A 21,520-nucleotide genomic window follows, 5' to 3' on the forward strand; every position below is an offset into this window, starting at 1 on the left:
CATGGCTAAAGATTTTATTTTACCCGATATCGGTGAAGGCATCGTTGAGTGCGAAGTAGTTGAATGGCTTGTTGCTGTTGGCGATGAGGTCAAAGAAGACCAACCAATTTGTGACGTTATGACGGACAAGGCATTGGTTCAGATCCCAGCGGTACACAATGGTGTGATCACCGAGCTCTACTACGCTAAAGGTGACATTGCCAAAGTTCACGCACCATTATTCGCGATGGATGTTGACGGTGAAGCACCGGCTTCAGAAGCTCCATCGAAAGAAGTTGCACAAACAAGTTCAGCACAGCCAGCGGCGTCAACATCCGCTCTAGAAGACTTTATCTTACCAGATATTGGTGAAGGCATCGTTGAGTGTGAAATCGTTGAATGGCTTGTAACTGAAGGCGATGACATCAAAGAAGACCAGCCTGTCTGTGACGTAATGACTGACAAGGCGTTGGTGCAAATTCCTGCGAAGTACGATGGTAAAGTGATGAAACTTTACTATCAAAAAGGTGATATCGCTAAAGTACACAGCCCACTGTTTCAAATGGAAATTGCAGGCTCTGGTGTAGGCGCGACCGCAGGTGCGACTGCAAGTGCTTCTTCTGACAACGCAACTGAATCACAATCAACGGCACCAGCAACGACGGCAAATGCCAACAAGCCATCGAGCGAGCCTGTAGCGCAAGGTAAAGCGCTCGCTTCGCCAGCGGTGCGTCGTCGTGCTCGTGAACTCGATATTGATATCAGCACTGTCCCGGGCAGTGGTAAAAACGGCCGTGTATTTAAAGAAGACATTGAGAAGTTTGTGTCTAGTAAAGATTCGGCTCAAAGTGCTGCGCCTGCAAACACATCTGTTGCACAGCCTGCACCAGTAAGCGGTGGAACGCGTGTTGAGCCTATCAAGGGCATGAAAGCGGCCATGGCAAAACAAATGGTGGCATCGGTCTCAACTATTCCGCATTTCACATACAGCGATGAAATCGATTTAACTGACCTTATTGCACTGCGTGGCTCGATGAAAGAGCAATACAAACAGCAGGGCGTTAAATTGACGATGATGCCGTTTTTCATCAAGGCATTGTCACTAGCAATCAAAGAATTCCCAGTGCTTAATTCACAGGTGAATGAAGATTGTACGGAGCTGACGTATTTTGACGACCACAACATTGGCATGGCAGTAGACTCAAAACTTGGCCTACTTGTACCAAACGTGAAGCAGGTGCAAAACAAGTCAATTGTTGAAGTGGCAAACGAAGTATCGCGCCTGACTGATAGCGCGCGTGAAGGTCGCGTTTCACCCGCAGATTTAAAATCGGGCACTATCTCAATTTCCAACATTGGCGCAATCGGTGGTACTACAGCAACGCCTATTATCAACAAGCCTGAAGTGGCTATCGTTGCCTTAGGTAAAGTACAACAATTACCGCGCTTTAACGCCAAGGGCGAAGTTGAAGCTCGTGCAATAATGCAGGTAAGTTGGTCTGGCGACCATCGTGTAATTGACGGTGGCACCATTGCACGCTTCAACAACTTGTGGAAAGACTATTTAGAACAGCCTACAAAAATGTTGATGGCGATGAGCTAATCAGGTCACACCAGTTGTTTCTAACATGAAAAAACCAGCTTCGGCTGGTTTTTTTTATTCAGTTATTGAATTATCATCACTTAAGCCTTTGTACATAAGGCAGAAACGGCAAACTCTCATTCGCCAATTGGAATTAACAATAATCAAATAGGACTTACTATGGAATACTTTACAGATGCGCTAAAGCGATACGCTGATTTTACAGGCCGTACTCGCCGCAAAGGCTACTGGATGTTCATTCTTTTTTATCTAATCTTTGCTATCGTTGCGACTGTTATCGATATGGTACTGGGCACAATGTTCGTTGGCACCGTCTACTCGCTAGCACTACTTATCCCTAGTTTAGCGATTGGCGCACGTCGTCTTCACGATACTGGACGCTCAGGTTGGTGGCAGCTTTTGTACTTCTTGCCACTTATTGGTTTCATCGTGCTTATCATCTTCTTCGTACAAGATAGCCAAGACGGTGATAACGACCACGGTCCGAACCCTAAAGAGTTGGGTGGCGAAGCAGCTGCATAAGAGCGGTTTATGCATTGAAGAAGGCTCGACTACTCGGGCCTTTTTTGTGCCTGATAGATCAGGTTAAAGATATTAAATATCCTAACTACTTCATTAATTTACCTTATTTTATCTTCCCCCTAACCAACGGGACATATTTTATTTTGAACATGAAGTAAAATTGAAGCGAAAGGTGAGCGCGGGCGTCTTTGAATTATTTGCAATAAGAGTAGGGTATAAGAGTAGGGTAAATGCAGTGTGGCGCAACTAAGAGTTAGGCCACACTATAGTTTAGAACCAAGTACTAAATAATATTATTTAGATCTTTGGAACTCAGCGTTAGGGTACCACTGTGGCCACTGCGCTTGTTCAGAAATGTCGAAGCCAACTTTGTAGAACAGTTGTAAATCTTGAACAGCACCTGATAAGTCCCACTCATCACGGTAGCGGTCACACGGCTGGTGATAACAACCACGCAACACAAGACTCATACGTTTACGGTATGTTTCAGTTTCTTCATCACGAGCTTCACTGCCGCCACCTGCGTACATTGCAGGCACACCCATGTTCGCAAACGCGAAGTGGTCTGAGCGGTAGTAACCACCTGAACTTGGTTTAGGGTCACCCGACACTACACGGTCCTGCAATTTCGCTGCTTCTGCAAGCATGTTATCAAGCTCAGACTTACCCATACCCACAACACTGATATCTTTAACTTTGCCTAGTAGGTTCAAGCTATCCATGTTGATATTGGCAACGGTTTTTTCCTGCGCAATAACAGGGTTCGCTGCGTAGTATTTTGCACCTAGTAAACCTTGTTCCTCAGCAGTTACCGCCAAGAAGGTCATTGAGCGATCTGGATTGCGTGGCAGTTTTGTAAATGCCTCTGCAACTTCAATCAAACCTGCAGTACCGGTCGCGTTATCATGCGCGCCGTTATAGATTTGGTCGCCTTTACGAGTTTTATCAGTGCCTAGGTGATCCCAGTGTGCAGAATAGATAATGTGCTCATCTGGTTTAACACTACCCGGAAGGGTGGCGATAAAGTTGTTCGACACTGACTTTTTGATTTCACTGTTTACTTCAACACTTGCAGTTAAATCACCCATACCTACGTGGTACGCACCTTGCGCTGCACGTGCTTTGGCAGTGTCAAAGTCTAAGCCTGCTTTTGCAAATAGCTCTTTCGCTACGTCTACAGTCACCCAACCTTCAACGGCCACACGGTCCATATTGTTATTTTCTTTTTGGAAGCCAAATTGTGGGCCACTCCATGAGTTTTCAACAACAGACCAAGGGTAAGAAGCCGGTGCTGTTTCGTGGACGATGATTGCCCCCGCAGCACCTTGACGACTTGCTTCCTCGTATTTGTAAGTCCAACGACCGTAGTAGGTCATTGCGTCGCCTGTAAATAAATCTGGGTTTTTGGTTGCAAAACCTGGGTCGTTAACGAGCATCACCACGGTTTTGCCCTTTACGTCCAACCCTTCATAGTCATTCCAATTGTACTCAGGTGCATTTACACCATAGCCTACGAATACAAGCTCAGAATCTTTGATAGCTTCTTTGGTGCTAATACGGCTGGTGCCCATTACCATGTCTTTTTTGTATTGGTATTGTTTACCGCCGATTTCCAGTGTCATATTCGGGTCAGCTTCAATCGATACCAAAGGAACTTCTTGTAAGAAGCTATCACCATTGCCTGGCTCGAAGCCTAGGGCTTTGAATTGCTCGGTTAAATAAGCTAGCGTTAACTCTTCACCTTTTGATGAAGGGGCACGGCCACCGAATTCATCAGAAGCAAGCGTTTTTATATGCTCGGCAAGTTCTTCTGCGTTGATGCTGTTCCAGCCTGCCATTACGTCGTCATTTGTTATTTGTGTGCTTGCACAGCCGGCCAAAATGCCTGCGCTGAGAAGCGTAAGAGGGATATAGCGCTTCATAGTTTTTCATTTCATTGCTTGAAAGAGTGAACCAGTATAAGGATAGCGATGAAATTTCACCAGTTTTTGCGCTAAACTACGCAAAATTTACGGCTAATACAGACAAGAATGAAACGTTTTACCCCCTTTGAAAACTGGCAGTCTGATTGTTTGCGAACGGGCGCATTTGCAGATTTAAATGCGTTGTTTTCAATTGCTGATTACAGTAATTGGCCGACGCTTAAGGATCTCAATAACCACGAGATCACTAATGTGAATGGTCATACCATTGAATTTATTGATAATGACGAATTCGAAGCAGACGGCCGCTATTACGAAACCTTTATTTACGAGACAGGAAAAGTGCCCACGCGCTTCGAGAATTGGCACGACTTATTTGGTGCCTATATTTGGCAACTGTTTCCGAAAACCAAAGCATTGTTAAACCAACTGCACATCGAAGAAATGGCCAAACAACCATGCAGCCAGCGCAGCAAAAAGCGCAATGCCTTAACGCTTTTTGATGAATGCGCAGTGATTTTAGCTGTGACCGATGATAGTTGGGTAGAGCCGTTTCGGTCACATCAGTGGCAAGAAGTATTCATCGCACGCCGTGAACAATGGCAAAAATCAATCCGAGCCTACACATTCGGTCATGCCAACTATGAGATGTTGACCCAGCCTTTTATAGGGCTAACGGGTAAGGCGCTGTTTCTAAAAGTACCTTCAGATATATTTTGTAAAGATTTACGTGCCCAATACGACTACCTAGATGAACGTCTGTATGAGATGATATGTAAACAGGATGTGTTGGCAGACAATACGGCGTTATCGCCGTTACCGCTTTTGGGTGTTCCTGGTTGGCATGATGACAACAGCAACCCCGAATTTTATGCAAACACGGACTACTTTAGGCCAAAACGAAGGAAGAATAATAATGATAAGAGTGAACGGGCTTAAGAAGAAGTTCAAGCTCACCAAAGATCATAAAAAAGGGGTGTCGGAAGCTAATCAAGATCCGCGCGAAGATAAGGATTACTTTCATTCCGTGCGCGATGTGGGTTTTCATTGTGAGCAAGGCGAGGTGCTTGGTTTACTAGGGCCCAATGGCGCGGGTAAAACCACGACCTTACGTATGTTATCAACGGCATTAAAACCGGATGAAGGCAGCATCGAAGTCGGTGGTGTGGACTTGGTGAAAAAGCCGCTAGCAGGTCGTAAAGCCATCGGCTTTTTGTCTGGTTCCACAGGTTTGTATGGACGCCTCACAGCTAAAGAAAACGTTGAGTATTTTGCCAAGCTGCACGGCATGAAGGGTGAGGAGCTTAAACAACGTTGTGACGAGCTGTTCACCATGCTTGATATGCATAGTTTTCTAGATAAGCGTGCCGATAACCTGTCTACCGGCATGAAACAGAAAACTAATATTGCTCGTGCAGTAGTTCACAAACCTAAGGTGGTTATTCTCGACGAACCCACGACAGGTCTCGATATTATGACCACGCAAACGGTGATCAACTTTATCAAAAGCCTAAAAGAGCAAGGAACACCCGTGGTGTTTTCAACGCACCATCTTGATGAAGTAGCACTATTGTGCGACCGAGTGTGTGTGATTGACCAAGGTATTAGTTGTTTTGATGGCACTTTAGATGCATTTAAAGAGCAGGGCCAAAGCCAAGAGTTGAATCAGGCGTTTTTGAATATTCTTGAAGGACAGCGTCATGTTTGAAGTATTTTTGAAGGAAATTAAAGAACTATTACGCGACAAGAAAACCCTGATGTTTGTCGTGGCACTGCCATTACTGATTTTTCCAGTAATTTTTGCACTTGTTGGATTCTTGGCATCAAAAGCAGCGATTGAAGCAGAGCAAAAAGTGCATACCTATGCCATCGTCAATGCCCAATATGCTGAACCATTTTCAAAAGAAGTGTTTTTTCACAAAAGCTTTAAATCACTTGAAAAAGAACATACTTACACCAGTGTGGAGGATTTAAAAGCAGCTGTTGAAGCGGGCGATATCGATGTTGGTATTTATATTCCACGTGACGCGAAAGATGCGCTGGATAGTGGTGAACAAAGCAAGTGGCAAATCATTTTCAATGATGCGCAAACGATTAATTTCTTGTTTACCAACCTCAAAGAAGTCGCTGATAAATACGCACAGCAACTGCAAAGCGCCAAACTCATTGAGTTGGGGGTCAGTGCAGATGCGCAAAAGGCATTATTACAACCCATCGCACTTGAGAAGGTAAACACCGCTGACCAACGAGAGAATTTAGGTGAAAAGATAGGTGCGTACATTCCTTACCTCCTATTGCCACTGGTATTAACGGGGGCAATGTACCCAGCAATCGACTTGGGTGCAGGTGAGAAAGAACGTGGCACCTTGGAGACGCTTTTACTTACACCGCTGTCGCGTACACAGGTTGTACTCGGTAAATTCCTGACGGTCTTTTGTAGCGGCATTACCAGTGCAATGGTCACGGTGCTCAGCTTTGGGCTATGGATCACCCTAGCGGGGCAGTTTATTGAACTAGATATGCTCAAAGAAGCGTTTGGATCAGTGATGGTTACTGACCTGTTATTGATTTTGTTATTGCTTATTCCTGTAGCCGCTATATTTGGCTCGTTAGCACTGACCATTTCTATTTATGCCCGTAGCTTCAAAGAAGCGCAAAACTACATGTCGCCGCTGTCGTTCCTAGTGTTTATTCCGATTATCGTGGCTATCATGCCGAATATGGAACTAAACGCGAAAACGGCTTTGATCCCTATTACCAACATCTGTTTGGCTATCAAGGAAATTATTAAAGGCACTGTGGATTTAGGCTTAGTAGGTTTAATCTTTGCGGCTACCGTGGTACTTGCTGGCGCGTTATTGGCATTTTGTACTTATTGGTTTAACCGTGAAGAGGTGTTATTCCGTTAGGCAGTCACACGCAGAATGTAAAAAGGGGAGCATCGATGTATATCGGTGCTCCCCTAAATTTTTGTGCCGTTTAATTTAGCCTAACAGGCTATACAGTAATGCAGATACCGCCAGTGCACCCACCAAAAGAATGAAATAAGTACTCGATTTGCCACGATACTGCTTCAGACTCTCTACCTTATAAACGGCAATCATTGGCATAATAAACAGAATCATCGCAATGATAGGGCCTGATATCGCTTCCATCATCCCCAAGATACTCGGGTTGTAAACCGCACATACCCAGATAGCGATAAACATCAACGCCACACCTAATTTATCCGCTTTTTTATGCGTCAGGTTTGAGTGTTTTACCACTAAGCCATTAAAACTTTCACGAGCACCGAGGAAATGACCAAAGAAGGATGACGTAATGGCAACAAATGCCACTAATGGCCCGACATAGGCAAGTATTGGATTGTTATAAGTGTTAGCAAGATAAGAAAGCACCGAAATGTTTGCGTCCTTAGCCGCCTGTAATTGCTCAGCACTGAGGGCGAACACGCAAGAGAATACAAACAGCAACACGAATGTGATTAACATAATGGCTGTGTATTTCAAAATTGCATCTGCCTTAGGACGCGCTTGCTCACCATAGTGTCGACGCTGAGCATTGGCAAAACTTGAAATTGCTGCGGCATGACTAAACGAAAACACGATCACTGGCACCGCAAGCCAAAGGTTGATGGCAAAGTCCGTTGATGCGACGAGTTCTGTGCTGGGCATTTGCCAATTCGGCATAAGGTATAAAGATAATGCGAATAGAATTGCCACCAGTGGATACACTAATATTGCAAATGCGCGCAGCATGAGCTTTTCGCCACCGAGCATCACGGCAACCATGGCCGCTACCAATACTCCTGAAAGCATAATGCGTGGTGGTTGTGCAAAACCAAGTTGGTTAACGGTGAAGTCGTTAACCGTATTGGTCAGACCTACACCGTAAATAAGTAAAATTGGAAAGATAGAAAGAAAATAAAGTAACGAGATAAGGCGACCTGCACCCTGGCCGAAATGTTCTTGTACCACATCGGTAAAGTCGCTATCGCTTCGCCTGGATGACAATACAAACCTTGCTAATCCGCGGTGAGCTAGATAGGTCATTGGGAAGGCGGCCAATGCCATAATGACTAAAGGCCAAAATCCACCAAGGCCCACATTGATTGGTAAGAACAAAATACCTGCACCTACAGCGGTACCGAATAAACTTAAAACCCATTGGGTGTCATGGCGATTCCATGAACTTGTCGCTGCCGATGAAGTGGCGGCCAGCGTATCGTGAGAGGTGTTCATATACTGCTACCTGAAAACTGCATAAATTTCGGCATAATAATACCTAATTTGCGAAGCTAATTCATATTTATGCGTGAATAGGTGTATTTTTATGTAATCGTCGGAGGAGTTGCAGGTTAATAAATGTGCGTTGCAATAAAAAAGGCCCCTAAAATGAGGGGCCTAATGCATTAGTGTAAATTTTATTGATTACACTTTTTGTTCAGCCGGTTGTTCACTCAACATGGCTTCTGAGTCTGTATTGTCATCACCACGTCCAGCGCGCTCCCAATATTTAGCTCTGAAGTTGAACAGCACTAACACAATGCCCACACCGATGCTAAATAGCGCTATTTGCATATATAGCCCTGGGATTTCTTGTACGTTTTCTGGGTCAAAACTACCCGCAAGCAAACCAGAGATGATGTTGCCAATAGAGTAGGTCAATACGAATACGCCCATCATTTGGCCAACATAGCGAGCTGGTGATAATCGGCTAACAGCACTTAGAGCCACTGGGCTTAAGCATAATTCACCAACAGTGTGCAGGAAGTAGGTTGTAATCAACCAATACGGAGCTACACGTAAGCCCTCTGCTGCATACTGTGCGGCGAAGAACATGACTAAGAAACCCGTTGCCATAATAATTAAGCCGACGGCGCATTTAACGCTATAAGAAGGTGTGATCATACGCTTAGCAAGATTAATCCACAGTGCAGCGAAGAATGGCGAGAGAATGATAATGAATAGAGCATTGGCAGATTGGAACCAAGCTGTTGGGATTTCAAAAGTGCCAATCAGGCGGTCTGTGTAATCTCGCGCAAATAAATTCAGTGAAGAGCCCGCTTGTTCAAAGCCAGACCAGAAACACGCAGAGGCGACACACACGAGAAATAGCGCCCACATGCGTTGCTTCTCTGCATCGTTTAACTCACCGAAGAAGTAGATATAACCAAAGTAAACAAAAAACGTGACTGTAAACACTACTGCCACTGAACCAGCCAGCGCGACTGGGTTGATCACTAACCAGCCTTGATAGGTCGCAACGACGGTCAGAGCTGTGCCAGCGATAAATGCAGCAATAAGTGTCCAGGTTAGCGATTGGCCTTTTTTCGAAAGCGGGTTCGCTGGCTTGTCATTGATACCTGCAATGTTAGGTTGCGTTAGGCGATATTGAATAAGGCCTAAGCCCATACCGACAGCAGCTGCACCAAATGCCCAGTGCCAACCCACATTTTCCATGAAGTAGCCACAAACACCGTACCCAATCACCGAACCTAGGTTGATGCCCATGTAGTAGATAGCGTAGCCACTGTCTCGACGCTCGTCTTCAGATGAATACAGCTGACCGACCATAGCACTGATATTGGGTTTTAATAGACCTGTGCCTGTGGCAACAAAGATCAAACCGATAAAGAAAGAACTTGGATGCGGAATAGCTAATATAATGTGCCCGCACATAATGATAATACCGCCGTACCAGACGGTTTTTTGGCCACCAAACAAGCGGTCAGATAGCCAACCACCCGGTAGACCTAAGAAATATACAGCACCCGTGTACAAGCCATAAATAGCAGCGGCTGATGCAACCGTAAAGGCGAGTCCTTGTTCTTGCAGGGACGCAGTCATGAATAAAACTAGCATGGCACGCATACCGTAGTAACTCATGCGCTCCCACATTTCCGTGAAAAAGAGGGTTTGTAACCCTTTGGGGTGACCGAAAAAGGCCGTATCTAGATTAGACTTTTCGGCATTTTGCTCATCAGACATAGATTCACTTCCATTATTGTCGTTATAGTGAGCAGATATTAGTACGTGAATTGCGCGGCAGATGCAACCTTCTGTAAGCGGGTTGCATCATTGCAGGGATGATTTTACGCCGCTTTATCATTGAGATGACGCAGGTTATTGGTTGCCAGCACCTGTTGGGTGTCAGACCAATGTAACAGCTCCATTCTGCCATCTTTGTTTTCGACTAAGGCGGTACAATTTTCAATCCAATCGCCATCATTGCAGTACACAACGCCTTCACAAATACGCAATTGTGGTTGATGAATATGACCGCATACTATACCGTCATAACCACCTTTCTTTGCTTCGTGAATGGCGGCATTTTCGAATGCTTGAATCGCCTCTTGAGCTTTGTACACTCTCGCTTTGATCCATGATGCCAAAGACCAGTATCGGCCACCATAGAGCCGTCGAGCGCGGTTGTGCCAACGATTTAAAAACAGCAAAAAATCATAGGCTGTATCGCCAATAATGCTTATTAACTTGCTGTATCGTGTCGCTGAGTCGAAATCATCACCATGAAGAATCAAAAACCGTTTGTTTTGAGTTGTGATGTGTTCAAACTGACGGTGCACTTCTACGCCCATTAAGGTATCTTGGTCGTATCGGCGTAAGGTTTCGTCATGATTACCGGGGACATAGATAACTCGGGTGCCTTGCTCCACTTTTTCCTTGAGGGCTTCGAGTACCTGATAATGGCTCGGGTGCCAATAGAAGCGGCGCTTCATTGACCATAAATCGACGATATCGCCGACTAAATAAAGTGTTTCGCACTTTATGCTGTTTAAGAAGTCTAATAAGTACGCGGCTTTACAGTCTTTATATCCTAAGTGAACGTCTGATATAAAAACTGCGCGGTAAAAGGTGGTGTTGCTGTTTTGCATGTTCAGTGATCCCCAGAGTAATAATGAAAAGGCTAGGGAGATGTAATGACAGTAAGAAGTCTAAAAAAAGAACAATCAATGACAGTTAAATACTCTGTTACTGTGCTGTCGGCTTTATTACTCTTTGGGTGTCAGACCCACATGGATGATGGTCATAACCATGATGCTCATAACATTGTTGGAGTCGATTTGCTAAACCAAACCAACAGCACGTTAACTGAGGTTAAGTTGCAGGTTGTTGGCCATGGAGGCCAAGTCAGTTGTAATCACATTGAAGTGGCATCTCAATGTGGCACTGGTTTTCCGGTGAAAAATTACAATAGTGAAGCGTTGCAACTCAGCTACCGTCAAAGTAATGAGCCCATAAGCCATTTGTTTACACTTAAGGTGCCGCAAGAGGGCGGTCATAGATACAGAGTGTCCATCCTTATTAAAGAGGGGAAACCAGACGTATCGGTGATCAAAGCAATGTCCCCATAAAGGGGCGGTTCAGTTTGCATTGGTTAAAACAGTGATGGTGAGACCAAGCAAACAGAAGTTGAATGAGTAATACCAATTCTGTTGAGAGTATGACCACAGACAGCGCTGGATGAATCATCGGGTATCAAAGTGTGAATTTGCACAGGTAGTTATTCTACAAAGTAAAATTTCAACACTGTGAAAGTGATATTTATCCTGCTAGAAAGATTAGCTGATTGAATGAATTGGTATAAGATGCAGGAGGCGCTTATGCGTATAATCGCAATAGTATTGTGTGTATTTGGTTTATTAGCATGCCAAGATCAAAGTGAAGAAATGGTCATTCAACAGGACGTTGATATGCAGAATCCAGCTTTAGCATTTTGTGTTCAGCATGGTGGAAAAGTCGTAAGTGAAGGCAGTGCTTTAACGGAGACGTACTTTTGTGAGCTGGAAAATGGCTCGAGAGTTGACGTGTGGGAGTTCTACCGCGACTACCAATAATGGTTCCAAATTCCAAATAAAAAGCCAGTCAACTAGGACTGGCTTTTTTTATCTGTTGCTTGGGCGTGTTACGCGTTTTGTAACTGCTCAACGATTGCAGCAACTGCTGAATCGATATCCAACATCAGTTTTTCACCTGTACGGCGGTTTTTAAGCTCAACTTCGTTGTTATCCAAGTTGCGCTCACCGATAACTAGGGTGTATGGCACACCTAATAGTTCCATGTCATTGAACATCACGCCAGGGCGTTCTTTTCGATCATCAAACAACACGTCTACACCGGCTTTTTGTAGTTCACTGTAAATGCGCTCTGCGATATCTGGAATACGGTGTGACTTGTGCATATTCATAGGCACAATGGCTACTTCAAACGGCGCAATATTTTTTGGCCAGATGATGCCGTACTTGTCATTATTTTGCTCGATTGCAGCAGCAACGACACGTGAGACACCAATACCGTAGCAACCCATAGTCATGATTTGGTTCTTACCATCTTCACCCAGTACACCAGCGTTCATAGCTTGCGAGTATTTTGTCCCGAGTTGGAAAATATGACCCACTTCGATACCACGCTTAATGCTAAGAGTTCCTTTACCGCATGGGCTAGGATCACCTTCTACAACATTACGGATATCTTCAACTTGGTAACCCGTTACATCACGGTCCCAGTTAATGCCGCTGTAATGAACATCATCTGTGTTTGCACCAGCGACAAAGTCAGCAAGTACGGCAGCACTGCGATCAACAATAACAGGCACGTTAAGACCTACTGGGCCTAATGAACCTGGGCGTGCACCCACAACTGCAAGGATGTCTTCTTCTTTTGCCATTTCAAGGGGGGAGAAGACACCGGCAAGCTTTTCTGCTTTTAATTCGTTTAGTTCGTGGTCGCCACGAAGCACGAGGGCTACTAGGCCACGCTCACCTTGCTCGTTCTCTTCACCGTATACAAACAGCGTTTTCACACCACGGTGCGGCTTAACGCCGTAGTGTTCTTTAAGCTCAGCAATTGTTTTTGCCTTAGGCGTATCAAACTTTTGCAATTCTTTAGAGGGTGCAGGGCGTGCTTCATTTGGCGCTACTGCTTCTGCTTTTTCAATGTTCGCTGCGTAGTCACTGCCATCGCTGAACGCGATAGCGTCTTCACCTGATTCTGCTAAGACATGGAATTCATGTGAGAAGCTGCCACCGATTGAACCTGTATCAGCAAGCACTGGACGATAATCTAGGCCTAGACGGTCAAAGATATTGCAGTAAGCTTGGTGCAACTTTTCATAGGTTTGCGCCAAACATTCTTCAGTCAGGTGGAACGAGTAGGCATCTTTCATCGTGAATTCACGAGAACGCATGATACCGAAGCGTGGACGGATTTCGTCGCGTACCTTAGTTTGGATTTGATATAAAGTAATCGGTAATTGCTTGTAGCTGCTAACTTCGCGGCGGATGCAATCTGTGATTACTTCTTCATGAGTTGGGCCCAAAGCAAAAGGACGTTTGTGTCTATCTTCAATACGCAGTAGTTCGGGGCCGTATTGCTCCCATCGACCAGACTCTTGCCATAACTCAGCAGGCTGGATGATGGGCATCAACATTTCAATCGCACCGGCTTTGTTCATTTCTTCGCGAACAATGTTTTCTACTTTTTTTAGTACTTTTACACCGCTTGGAAGCCAAGTGTATAGGCCTGAGGCCAATTTGCGGATCATGCCGGCACGTAGCATAAGCTGGTGGCTTACTACCTCGGCATCTGAAGGTGTTTCTTTCAGGGTCGCAAGTAAATACTGACTGGTACGCATGAAGGTTCCGTTTTGTTATTAGTAAAATAAAATATTGGCGCTAGTTTAGCAGTGCAGCGAGCGTCGGCAAAGCGCTAAAGCGCAGTAATTTGCTCAACATGGTTGTGCTCACCGTCTACATGCCAGCGGATGTTAAAGTCATACAAGGTCATGCCATAAGACTGAACGCCGTCTTTGTTCTTTTTATAAGCCGGTCGAGGGTCTTGTTGCAGTACTTGGGTGATGAATGTGTGCAATTCCAATTCAGGATCTGTCTTAGCGATGAAAGCTAATGCTTCATCGGAAAAGCTGACAGTCATATGCGTCTGTGGGCGGGTATCCGCGAAACCAGCAGATGCGTGTGTCAGAGCATCGGAGTAGGGAAGATAGGGTTTGATGTCGACAACAGGTGTACCATCAAGCAAGTCCACGCCGCCTAAATGCAATACCACTTTTTGACCTTTACATTCTACACCGAGCAATTGAACAGCACTCATGCCAATCGCATTGGGCCTGAATGTTGCGCGTGTAGCGAACACGCCTTTACGCGCGTTGCCGCCGAGGCGTGGTGGACGAACAAGTGCTGAGTAACCTTTATCTGCGGTTTCATGGAAGCGAAACAACACCCAAATATGGCTAAATTCTTCGATACCGCGAATGAATTCTTCATTGTTAAATGGCGCTTCAAGGACGAGCTGAGCCTTCGCTGTGTCAACCAAGCGAGGTTGACGAGGGATCGCAAACTTCTGTTTATAAGGAGAGCGAATATGGCCAATAGGCGTAATTTCTATGGGTGTGTTCACGGCGCTTAAAAATCATTGCTTTGTATCTGCGCGGCAGTGTATCGGCGGCCGCGCGCAATTACAAGCGCCGGGTATCTTCGCAAACTAACCCTTATCCGCTGTTTGTTGCAGGAGATTTTCGGTTTCAATGGCGATTTCTTTCATACGGATTGCATACTTTTCAAGGCGCTTTTGATCATCTGTTTTTGCAACGAACTCAGGTACATCGATTGGGTAACCAGCTTGATCCATAGCCACAAAGCTAATGACGCAATGGTTGGTTTCCACCATATGTTGCGTTTTAGGGTCCCCACAACGAACTTGAATAAATATTTGCATACTGGTTCTGCCAGTGTGGGCAATAGAGGCTTGCACTTCGACTAGCTGGCCAACCAGTACCGGGCGGCGAAACTTAACGCCCGCCACTGAGACAGTGACGCAATAGTGACCACTCCAACCAGCAGCACAGGCATAGCCAGCTTGGTCAATCCATTTCATCACGACACCACCGTGGACTTTACCGCCAAAATTGACGTCTGTGGGTTCTGCTAAAAATCGAAAAGTCACAGATTGTTGAGGCATGTGTGTTCCTATTATTTTTATGTCTTTAGTTTGAGTATAGTAAATGTATGAATTTAAGCACAAAAAAAGGGGCTGACGCCCCAGTTGCAATTTAGGAAATGAGGTTTAGCTCATTACATGTTTGGATAATTTGGCCCGCCTGCACCTTCTGGAGTGACCCAGGTGATGTTTTGGCTGGGATCTTTGATATCACAAGTTTTGCAGTGCACACAGTTTTGCGCATTGATTACAAACTTTGCTTCATCGCCTGAGTTATCCACTTCGTACACACCAGCGGGGCAGTAGCGCTGAGCCGGCTCATCAAAGCGAGTAAGGTTTACCTTAATAGGAATACTTGCGTCTTTGAGTTGTAAGTGGCACGGTTGCGACTCTTCGTGGTTGGTATTAGATAAAAATACCGATGACAGCTTGTCGAAGCTCAGCTCACCATCCGGCTTCGGATACTCAATTTTTGCTGCTTGATCAGCCGGTAGTAGCGTTGCGTAATCCGGTGTGTTGTCTTCAAACTTAAAAGGTAATTTACCGCCGAATAGATTCTGGTCGATGGTGTTATAAGCGCCACCAAAGAATTTACCTAGTTTATGCATTGCAGGGCCAAAGTTACGTGAGCTGTAGAGTTCATCGTACACCCAAGAGGCCTTGAAACGCTCAGCATAGTCCGCTAGCTCTGTGTGTTCTTTGCCATCTTTAATCGCTGCGAAAATACTTTCAGCCGCAATCATGCCTGACTTCATCGCAGTATGATTACCTTTGATTTTGGCGAAGTTCAAAGTGCCGGCATCACAACCTACCAGTAAACCACCAGCAAAATGCATTTTCGGTAATGAATGTAAACCACCTTTTGCGATAGCACGAGCACCGTAGGCTAAGCGTTTGCCGCCTTTGAGTACATTAGCGAATACAGGGTGATGTTTCATACGTTGGAATTCATCAAATGGGCTAAGGTGTGGGTTTGAGTAGTTCAAGTCCACAATCAGGCCTACGACTACCTGATTATCCTCACAGTGATACATGAATGCACCGCCTGTAGTATCACCACTTAGTGGCCAGCCAGTACCATGAACTACTTTACCTTGTTCATGGTTTGCAGCGTCAACTTGCCAAATTTCTTTAAAGCCGATGCCGTAATGCTGCACTGAACAATCTTTATCCAAGGCGAATTGGTTGATCAGTTGCTTGCCTAAGTGACCGCGACAACCTTCCGCGAAAATTGTGTATTTCGCACGCAGCTCCATACCCGGCATAAAGCCCGGCTTTTCGTTACCGTCTTTATCTAGACCCATGTCACCTGTGATAATACCTTTGACAACATCGTCTTCAATGATCACTGATTGCGCAGCAAATCCAGGGAAAATTTCAATGCCTAACTGTTCTGCTTGCTCAGCAAGGAATCGGCATACATTACCCATGGAGACAATATAGTTGCCATCGTTGTGGAACGTTTTTGGTGCCATAAAGTGAGGGATGGTTTTCGCGTTTTGTTCGTCGCTAAACCAAAGGATCTCATCTTTCGATACGGCGGTTGTTACCGGCGCATTGAGCTCTTTCCAATTAGGCAATAGTTCATCAAGTGCCTTGGTTTCAAACACAGCCCCTGAGAGGATATGCGCGCCGACTTCAGAGCCTTTTTCTACTACGCATATCATTAATTCTTGTTGTTGTTCTTGTGCAAGCTGCGCAAGTTTAATGGCGCTGGCAAGACCGCTAGGTCCTGCGCCTACGATCACCACGTCAAATTCCATGGTCTCACGTTCTACCATAATAATCCCCTGCTATTGATGACGGTATAGTGTTACGAAATGCAAATTAATCGTTACACAAAAGATAGTGTGACAAGGTTATTTTAGGTTGACGTTTACGTCAACAGGAAGTAGGCTGATTTCATCAAAATAAATAGGTTTACGTTAACGTCAGGTTTGTGTGTCGTAATAGATAACATGCAGCTTTTAGCAGTTTAGACACCTTATCCTACGTCTCATTTAGGAGCATATATGAAAGTATTAGTGCCCATTAAACGCGTTATAGATTACAACGTTAAGGTACGCGTTAAGGCTGACAACAGCGATGTGGATCTCGCAAATGTTAAAATGGCGATGAACCCATTTTGTGAAATCGCCATTGAAGAAGCGATTCGTTTAAAAGAAGCGGGCAAAGCGACTGAAGTGGTAGCGGTAACCATTGGTGACAAAGCGTCACAAGAACAACTAAGAACCGCCTTAGCGCTTGGTGCAGACAGTGCAATTCATATTGAAAGCGAAGAAAAATTGGATTCATTGCACGTGGCGAAATTGCTTAACAAACTGATTGATGAGCAACAACCTGATCTCGTTATTCTTGGTAAGCAGAGCATTGACTCTGACAACAACCAAACAGGCCAAATGTTAGCGGCACTGCGTGGTTGGCCGCAAGGAACGTTTGCTTCAAAAGTTGAATTAAATGACGGCAAGGTAAATGTAACACGCGAAGTAGACGGTGGTCTGCAAACTGTGGCATTGAATCTACCAGCTATCGTTACCACGGATTTACGTCTTAACGAACCACGTTATGCGTCGCTCCCAAATATCATGAAGGCTAAGCGTAAGCCTCTGGATGTGAAGGTTGCAGCAGATATGGGCGTCGATCTTGCTCCGCGTGTCCAAGTCGTGACTGTGGAAGAGCCGACTCAGCGCCAAGCTGGTGAGATCGTAGCTGACGTAGCAACGCTAGTACATAAATTGAAAACTGAAGCGAAGGTGGTGTCATGAAATCATTAGTTATTGCAGAACATGAGTACGGCCAATTAAAGCCTGAAACAGCAAAAACAATTCATGCCGCTAGCAAAGTAGGCGGCGATATTGACGTGTTGATCATGGGTGAAAACCTCGCTGATGCGGCTAATGCCCTAAGCAATATTGCTGGCGTAAGCCGCGTATTAGTGGCTGATAACGCAATTTATGCGCATCAACTAGCAGAAAACTGTGCTGATCTTGTTGTTGCATTAAGCGAAGGCTATAGCCACGTGTTTGCAAGCGCAACCACCACAGGTAAAAACATGATGCCACGAGTTGCTGCATTGTTAGACAAAGCGCAAATCTCTGACATCATCGATGTTGTTGATGCTCAGACGTTCAAGCGCCCAATCTACGCAGGTAACGCCATCGCAACTGTGAAGTCATTGGAGTCACAGCACATTATTACCGTTCGCTCGAGTGCCTTTGATGTGGCTGACCAGGGGAACAGTGCGCCAATTGAGACCGTTGACCATGTGGTTGAATCTACAAACAGTGCGTTTGTTGCCAATGAACAAACCGAATCTGAGCGCCCTGAGTTGACGGCAGCGGATGTGATTATATCTGGTGGTCGTGGCATGCAAAATGGTGAAAACTTCAAACTACTTGAAGGTATCGCTGACAAACTAGGTGCTGCCATTGGTGCATCACGTGCAGCCGTTGATGCGGGCTTCGTACCAAACGATATGCAAGTGGGCCAAACAGGTAAAATCGTTGCTCCTAACTTATATATTGCTGTCGGTATCAGTGGTGCTATCCAACACTTGGCAGGTATGAAAGATTCTAAAGTCATCGTTGCTATTAATAAAGACCCTGATGCACCTATCTTCCAAGTCGCTGATTACGGCTTGGTAGCTGATTTATTTGAAGTGTTGCCTGAGCTCGAAGCTGCTCTGTAAAACCTCGGTAACTCAAACAAACATTAAGCTTGCGTTAATTCATTTTGACGCAAGCTTTTTTTATTGAATGACGGCAAGGATAGGTTATGAAAAAAGTGATTTTGTTGGCGGGGCTTTTGAGCTCTTCTGTAGTAAACGCTGGGCAAAGTTTTCGTTTGTTAGATGGTGATTTGGTTCATACAGGTATGACAAAAATTGAAGTCCTTGATAAGTTGGGACAACCGTTGATGAAGGATGTAGAAACTGTCGGTGTTGACCAAGGAGAAGGGCTCAAGGGCAAGAAGGTTGAGTCGTGGTCATACCGTTTAGATGGTTCAATTGGCGGTGAATATCTCGTAACGGTAACTTTCAAAGGCGATAAAGCTACGAGCATCAACTCGATTCAAAGAAATAGATAGCTATAAAAAAACCGCTCATGGAGCGGTTTTTTTATGTTTGGTCAAACGCTTAGTAAGTAGCGCTACCTTTGGTACGAGGGAACGCGATTACATCACGTACGTTGCCCATACCTGTTACGTATGCAACTAGACGCTCAAAACCAAGGCCGAAACCTGAGTGAGGTACTGTGCCGTAGCGACGTAGATCGCGGTACCAGCTGTAGTCTTCTTTGTTAAGACCCATTTCTTCAAGACGAGCATCAAGCACATCTAAACGTTCTTCACGCTGAGAACCACCGATGATTTCACCAATGCCAGGCGCTACAACGTCCATAGCTGCAACTGTTTTACCGTCTTCGTTTTGGCGCATGTAGAACGCTTTGATATCACGTGGGTAGTTTTTGATAACAACAGGTGACTTGAAGTGCTCTTCCGCTAAGTAACGCTCGTGTTCTGATTGTAAATCCACGCCCCATTCAACAGGGAATTCAAATTTCTTACCACACCCTTTAAGAATCTCGATTGCGTCTGTGTAATCAACTTGTGCAAAGTCTTTGCTCACGAATTCTTCTAGACGAGATATAGCCGTTTTTTCAATACGTTGAGCGAAGAATTCCATATCATCACGGCGCTCTTCAAGTACTGCAGCGAACACATATTTCAACATGTCTTCTGCTAGTTTAGCGATGTCTTCTAAATCAGCGAACGCTACTTCAGGCTCAACCATCCAGAATTCAGCTAAGTGGCGTGACGTGTTCGAGTTCTCTGCACGGAAGGTTGGACCAAATGTGTAGATTTTCGACATCGCGCTTGCGTAAGTCTCACCGTTTAGCTGACCCGATACAGTTAAGAATGCCTCTTTACCGAAGAAGTCTTCGCTGTAGTCGATGTCACCTTTGTCTGTTAGTGGCAAGTTTTGCATATCAAGCGTAGATACACGGAACATTTCACCGGCACCTTCACAGTCACTTGCAGTGATGATTGGCGTGCTAATCCACATGTAGCCACGTTCGTGGAAGAAACGGTGAATCGCTTGTGATAAACAGTTACGAACACGCGTTACCGCGCCAATGACATTTGTGCGTGGGCGCAGGTGAGCGTGTTCACGAAGAAACTCAATGCTGTGACGCTTTGCAGCCATAGGGTAAGTATCTGGATTTTCTACCCAACCGATTACTTCAACAGACTCTGCTTGGATTTCAAACGCTTGGCCTTGACCTTGAGATGCGACCAATTTACCCGTCACAGACAGTGAACAACCAGCGGTTAAACGTGTTACTTCATCATAATTATTCAGAGTATTTGGCACGACTGCTTGGATAGGATCAAAACTCGAACCGTCATGGACGGCTAAAAACGAAATACCTGCTTTTGAGTCGCGACGTGTACGCAGCCAGCCCTTAATGGTCACTTGGCTGTCCACTGCAACGGCGCCTTTTAATAGCTCGGCGATTGCTGTATGGCTCATTTTCACTCCAATGATTACTTGTGCCAAAGGTGCTTCTTTATTTCAGCGCACCTTAATTATGATGTAAGTTAAGAGGCCTATCTTAACCGCGATTCGGCGAGAAAAAAACTGTCAATTGGCCTGTTTATGAGTTAATTACCTAAAAGTGTTTAATATTTCACCTAAACTTAAAGGGTACAAGGATTTATGGGAGTATCGGACAATGTTACGTGGTGATAGGAGAGGTCCGTTTCAATTAGTGGGTTGGTGTGCAGGTCTCGGTTGGACGATGTTTATCGTGGTGCTGATACTCATTCATTATGGCCGCCCCGAAGTTGATTACGGTATTTTACGTTATTTTGATGTGCAAACACGTGATCATTGGCTGTTGGAACCAAAAAATTGTGCATTAATTTTACTTGGGCTGTGCAGTCTATGCTGTGTTTGTGGCATTATAAGAGCCAGAAAGATAAATAAAATGATGCATCTAGCGTCACTATCCTTAGTCGCATTGGCGTTTTTATGCGTCAGCTTCACGCTAGCTATAGTGAGTGGTTAATGAAACAAGTTGTTATTCTAAGAGGGTTACCGGGTAGTGGGAAAACCCACTATGCACAAAATCTAGCCGATGATTTGGTTGCTGGTGATGCCAGCCAATACTTCATTTGCAGTACGGACGATTTTTTCTTATCAGAAAATGGTGAGTATCAGTTCGATAAACATAAATTACCGCAATACCATAACCTCAACCTTGCTCGTTATATCAAGGCGTTATCAGAGGGGATCCCACTGGTGATCGTTGATAATACTAATATCAAAAAATGGGAATTTGTTGCTTACGTTGAAGCCGCACACGCTTTGGATTACCAAGTAAAAGAGGTGATTGTTGGTGAGGTGAAAGACAAAGCCATGCAACACCTTTATGCGCAGCGAAATACCCACAATGTAGCACTGCGCGCCATTGCGAAAATGGCCTATCAATTTGAATGGTAGTTGCATCATGAGT

20 protein-coding genes are annotated in these 21,520 nt (G+C 45.0%); 11 read left to right on the forward strand and 9 right to left on the reverse strand.

Annotated features, from left to right (window positions below):
- Position 1: 1 nt before the first annotated feature.
- Together V1358_RS00665 and V1358_RS00670 are read left to right on the forward strand one after the other, a co-directional pair.
- A complete protein-coding gene (locus V1358_RS00665) occupies positions 2–1,582 on the forward strand; it encodes a dihydrolipoyllysine-residue acetyltransferase (protein ID WP_347392269.1) in 1,581 nt (526 codons plus the stop codon).
- A gap of 159 nt (positions 1,583–1,741) precedes the next feature.
- Positions 1,742–2,104, forward strand: coding sequence for a DUF805 domain-containing protein (locus V1358_RS00670; RefSeq protein ID WP_347392270.1), 363 nt, complete (start codon positions 1,742–1,744; stop codon positions 2,102–2,104).
- Between the two features lie 293 nt (positions 2,105–2,397).
- Here the strand turns inward: V1358_RS00670 and V1358_RS00675 are convergent, their stop codons facing one another.
- Positions 2,398–4,026 carry a M28 family metallopeptidase gene (locus V1358_RS00675; protein WP_347392271.1) on the reverse strand — a complete coding sequence of 543 codons (1,629 nt, stop codon included), beginning with the start codon at positions 4,024–4,026 and terminating at the stop codon, positions 2,398–2,400.
- 108 nt (positions 4,027–4,134) lie between these two features.
- Here V1358_RS00675 and V1358_RS00680 point away from each other — a divergent pair, with 108 nt between their 5' ends.
- Genes V1358_RS00680 through V1358_RS00690 form a run of 3 tightly spaced genes read left to right on the forward strand, consistent with a single transcriptional unit; the run spans position 4,135 to position 6,935 of the window.
- The gene (locus V1358_RS00680; RefSeq protein WP_347392272.1) at positions 4,135–4,965 is read left to right on the forward strand and encodes a DUF3025 domain-containing protein; all 831 of its coding nucleotides are present in this window, start codon (positions 4,135–4,137) and stop codon (positions 4,963–4,965) included.
- Positions 4,943–5,734 (forward strand): ABC transporter ATP-binding protein, encoded by a 792-nt coding sequence (locus tag V1358_RS00685; RefSeq protein WP_347389463.1) that lies wholly within the window; start codon positions 4,943–4,945, stop codon positions 5,732–5,734. The genes V1358_RS00680 and V1358_RS00685 overlap by 23 nt, the downstream gene beginning before the upstream one ends.
- A complete protein-coding gene (locus V1358_RS00690) occupies positions 5,727–6,935 on the forward strand; it encodes an ABC transporter permease (protein ID WP_347389462.1) in 1,209 nt (402 codons plus the stop codon). The genes V1358_RS00685 and V1358_RS00690 overlap by 8 nt, the downstream gene beginning before the upstream one ends.
- Positions 6,936–7,010: 75 nt before the next feature.
- Here V1358_RS00690 and V1358_RS00695 read toward each other — a convergent pair whose 3' ends face one another.
- The 3 genes from V1358_RS00695 to V1358_RS00705 all read right to left on the reverse strand — a co-directional run bounded on the left by V1358_RS00695 (position 7,011) and on the right by V1358_RS00705 (position 10,921).
- On the reverse strand, positions 7,011–8,267 hold the full coding sequence (locus tag V1358_RS00695; protein ID WP_347392273.1) for an SLC5/6 family protein: 1,257 nt from the start codon (positions 8,265–8,267) through the stop codon (positions 7,011–7,013).
- Between the two features lie 189 nt (positions 8,268–8,456).
- Positions 8,457–10,016, reverse strand: coding sequence for a peptide MFS transporter (locus V1358_RS00700; protein WP_347389456.1), 1,560 nt, complete (start codon positions 10,014–10,016; stop codon positions 8,457–8,459).
- Positions 10,017–10,120: 104 nt separating this feature from the next.
- On the reverse strand, positions 10,121–10,921 hold the full coding sequence (locus V1358_RS00705; RefSeq protein ID WP_347392274.1) for a UDP-2,3-diacylglucosamine diphosphatase: 801 nt from the start codon (positions 10,919–10,921) through the stop codon (positions 10,121–10,123).
- Between the two features lie 45 nt (positions 10,922–10,966).
- Between V1358_RS00705 and V1358_RS00710 the strand changes: the two genes are divergently transcribed.
- Together V1358_RS00710 and V1358_RS00715 are read left to right on the forward strand one after the other, a co-directional pair.
- Positions 10,967–11,401 carry a hypothetical protein gene (locus V1358_RS00710; RefSeq protein ID WP_347392275.1) on the forward strand — a complete coding sequence of 145 codons (435 nt, stop codon included), beginning with the start codon at positions 10,967–10,969 and terminating at the stop codon, positions 11,399–11,401.
- A 249-nt stretch (positions 11,402–11,650) separates the two neighbouring features.
- Complete coding sequence (locus tag V1358_RS00715; RefSeq protein ID WP_347389453.1) at positions 11,651–11,884, forward strand: DUF333 domain-containing protein; 234 nt, start codon at positions 11,651–11,653, stop codon at positions 11,882–11,884.
- Positions 11,885–11,952: 68 nt separating this feature from the next.
- On the opposite strand, the gene V1358_RS00720 is transcribed toward V1358_RS00715, so the two are convergent.
- The 4 genes from V1358_RS00720 to V1358_RS00735 form a co-directional block, all read right to left on the reverse strand.
- A complete protein-coding gene (locus V1358_RS00720; RefSeq protein ID WP_347392276.1) occupies positions 11,953–13,680 on the reverse strand; it encodes a proline--tRNA ligase in 1,728 nt (575 codons plus the stop codon).
- 74 nt (positions 13,681–13,754) lie between these two features.
- The gene (gene tsaA / locus V1358_RS00725) at positions 13,755–14,462 is read right to left on the reverse strand and encodes a tRNA (N6-threonylcarbamoyladenosine(37)-N6)-methyltransferase TrmO (protein WP_347392277.1); all 708 of its coding nucleotides are present in this window, start codon (positions 14,460–14,462) and stop codon (positions 13,755–13,757) included.
- A gap of 84 nt (positions 14,463–14,546) precedes the next feature.
- Entirely contained in the window at positions 14,547–15,023 is a 477-nt protein-coding gene (locus V1358_RS00730) for an acyl-CoA thioesterase (RefSeq protein WP_347389450.1), read from the reverse strand.
- Positions 15,024–15,136: 113 nt separating this feature from the next.
- Positions 15,137–16,783, reverse strand: a complete 1,647-nt coding sequence (locus tag V1358_RS00735) for an electron transfer flavoprotein-ubiquinone oxidoreductase (RefSeq protein ID WP_347392278.1) — start codon at positions 16,781–16,783, stop codon at positions 15,137–15,139.
- 231 nt (positions 16,784–17,014) lie between these two features.
- Here V1358_RS00735 and V1358_RS00740 point away from each other — a divergent pair, with 231 nt between their 5' ends.
- From V1358_RS00740 to V1358_RS00750, 3 genes are all read left to right on the forward strand, one after another.
- Positions 17,015–17,767, forward strand: a complete 753-nt coding sequence (locus V1358_RS00740; protein WP_347389448.1) for an electron transfer flavoprotein subunit beta/FixA family protein — start codon at positions 17,015–17,017, stop codon at positions 17,765–17,767.
- The gene (locus tag V1358_RS00745) at positions 17,764–18,690 is read left to right on the forward strand and encodes an electron transfer flavoprotein subunit alpha/FixB family protein (protein WP_347392279.1); all 927 of its coding nucleotides are present in this window, start codon (positions 17,764–17,766) and stop codon (positions 18,688–18,690) included. The genes V1358_RS00740 and V1358_RS00745 overlap by 4 nt, the downstream gene beginning before the upstream one ends.
- An 86-nt stretch (positions 18,691–18,776) precedes the next feature.
- A complete protein-coding gene (locus tag V1358_RS00750; protein WP_347389446.1) occupies positions 18,777–19,088 on the forward strand; it encodes a DUF2845 domain-containing protein in 312 nt (103 codons plus the stop codon).
- Positions 19,089–19,137: 49 nt separating this feature from the next.
- Here the strand turns inward: V1358_RS00750 and asnS are convergent, their stop codons facing one another.
- Positions 19,138–20,535, reverse strand: a complete 1,398-nt coding sequence (asnS, locus tag V1358_RS00755; RefSeq protein WP_347389445.1) for an asparagine--tRNA ligase — start codon at positions 20,533–20,535, stop codon at positions 19,138–19,140.
- Between the two features lie 537 nt (positions 20,536–21,072).
- On the opposite strand from asnS, the gene V1358_RS00760 reads away from it, so the two are divergent.
- A complete protein-coding gene (locus V1358_RS00760) occupies positions 21,073–21,507 on the forward strand; it encodes an ATP-binding protein (RefSeq protein ID WP_347392280.1) in 435 nt (144 codons plus the stop codon).
- Positions 21,508–21,520 lie beyond the last annotated feature (13 nt).

The sequence above is a fragment of the Pseudoalteromonas pernae genome (genome assembly GCF_039831865.1).
Classification (GTDB): Bacteria; Pseudomonadota; Gammaproteobacteria; order Enterobacterales; family Alteromonadaceae; genus Pseudoalteromonas; species Pseudoalteromonas pernae.

Bases quoted from the DNA above. Each gene is read 5' to 3' on its own strand.
- V1358_RS00665 (WP_347392269.1), top strand. From the start codon at position 2: ATGGCTAAAGATTTTATTTTACCCGATATCGGTGAAGGCATCGTTGAG.
- V1358_RS00670 (WP_347392270.1), top strand. From the start codon at position 1,742: ATGGAATACTTTACAGATGCGCTAAAGCGATACGCTGATTTTACAGGC.
- V1358_RS00675 (WP_347392271.1), bottom strand. From the start codon at position 4,026: ATGAAGCGCTATATCCCTCTTACGCTTCTCAGCGCAGGCATTTTGGCC.
- V1358_RS00680 (WP_347392272.1), top strand. From the start codon at position 4,135: ATGAAACGTTTTACCCCCTTTGAAAACTGGCAGTCTGATTGTTTGCGA.
- V1358_RS00685 (WP_347389463.1), top strand. From the start codon at position 4,943: ATGATAAGAGTGAACGGGCTTAAGAAGAAGTTCAAGCTCACCAAAGAT.
- V1358_RS00690 (WP_347389462.1), top strand. From the start codon at position 5,727: ATGTTTGAAGTATTTTTGAAGGAAATTAAAGAACTATTACGCGACAAG.
- V1358_RS00695 (WP_347392273.1), bottom strand. From the start codon at position 8,267: ATGAACACCTCTCACGATACGCTGGCCGCCACTTCATCGGCAGCGACA.
- V1358_RS00700 (WP_347389456.1), bottom strand. From the start codon at position 10,016: ATGTCTGATGAGCAAAATGCCGAAAAGTCTAATCTAGATACGGCCTTT.
- V1358_RS00705 (WP_347392274.1), bottom strand. From the start codon at position 10,921: ATGCAAAACAGCAACACCACCTTTTACCGCGCAGTTTTTATATCAGAC.
- V1358_RS00710 (WP_347392275.1), top strand. From the start codon at position 10,967: ATGACAGTAAGAAGTCTAAAAAAAGAACAATCAATGACAGTTAAATAC.
- V1358_RS00715 (WP_347389453.1), top strand. From the start codon at position 11,651: ATGCGTATAATCGCAATAGTATTGTGTGTATTTGGTTTATTAGCATGC.
- V1358_RS00720 (WP_347392276.1), bottom strand. From the start codon at position 13,680: ATGCGTACCAGTCAGTATTTACTTGCGACCCTGAAAGAAACACCTTCA.
- V1358_RS00730 (WP_347389450.1), bottom strand. From the start codon at position 15,023: ATGCCTCAACAATCTGTGACTTTTCGATTTTTAGCAGAACCCACAGAC.
- V1358_RS00735 (WP_347392278.1), bottom strand. From the start codon at position 16,783: ATGGTAGAACGTGAGACCATGGAATTTGACGTGGTGATCGTAGGCGCA.
- V1358_RS00740 (WP_347389448.1), top strand. From the start codon at position 17,015: ATGAAAGTATTAGTGCCCATTAAACGCGTTATAGATTACAACGTTAAG.
- V1358_RS00745 (WP_347392279.1), top strand. From the start codon at position 17,764: ATGAAATCATTAGTTATTGCAGAACATGAGTACGGCCAATTAAAGCCT.
- V1358_RS00750 (WP_347389446.1), top strand. From the start codon at position 18,777: ATGAAAAAAGTGATTTTGTTGGCGGGGCTTTTGAGCTCTTCTGTAGTA.
- asnS (WP_347389445.1), bottom strand. From the start codon at position 20,535: ATGAGCCATACAGCAATCGCCGAGCTATTAAAAGGCGCCGTTGCAGTG.
- V1358_RS00760 (WP_347392280.1), top strand. From the start codon at position 21,073: ATGAAACAAGTTGTTATTCTAAGAGGGTTACCGGGTAGTGGGAAAACC.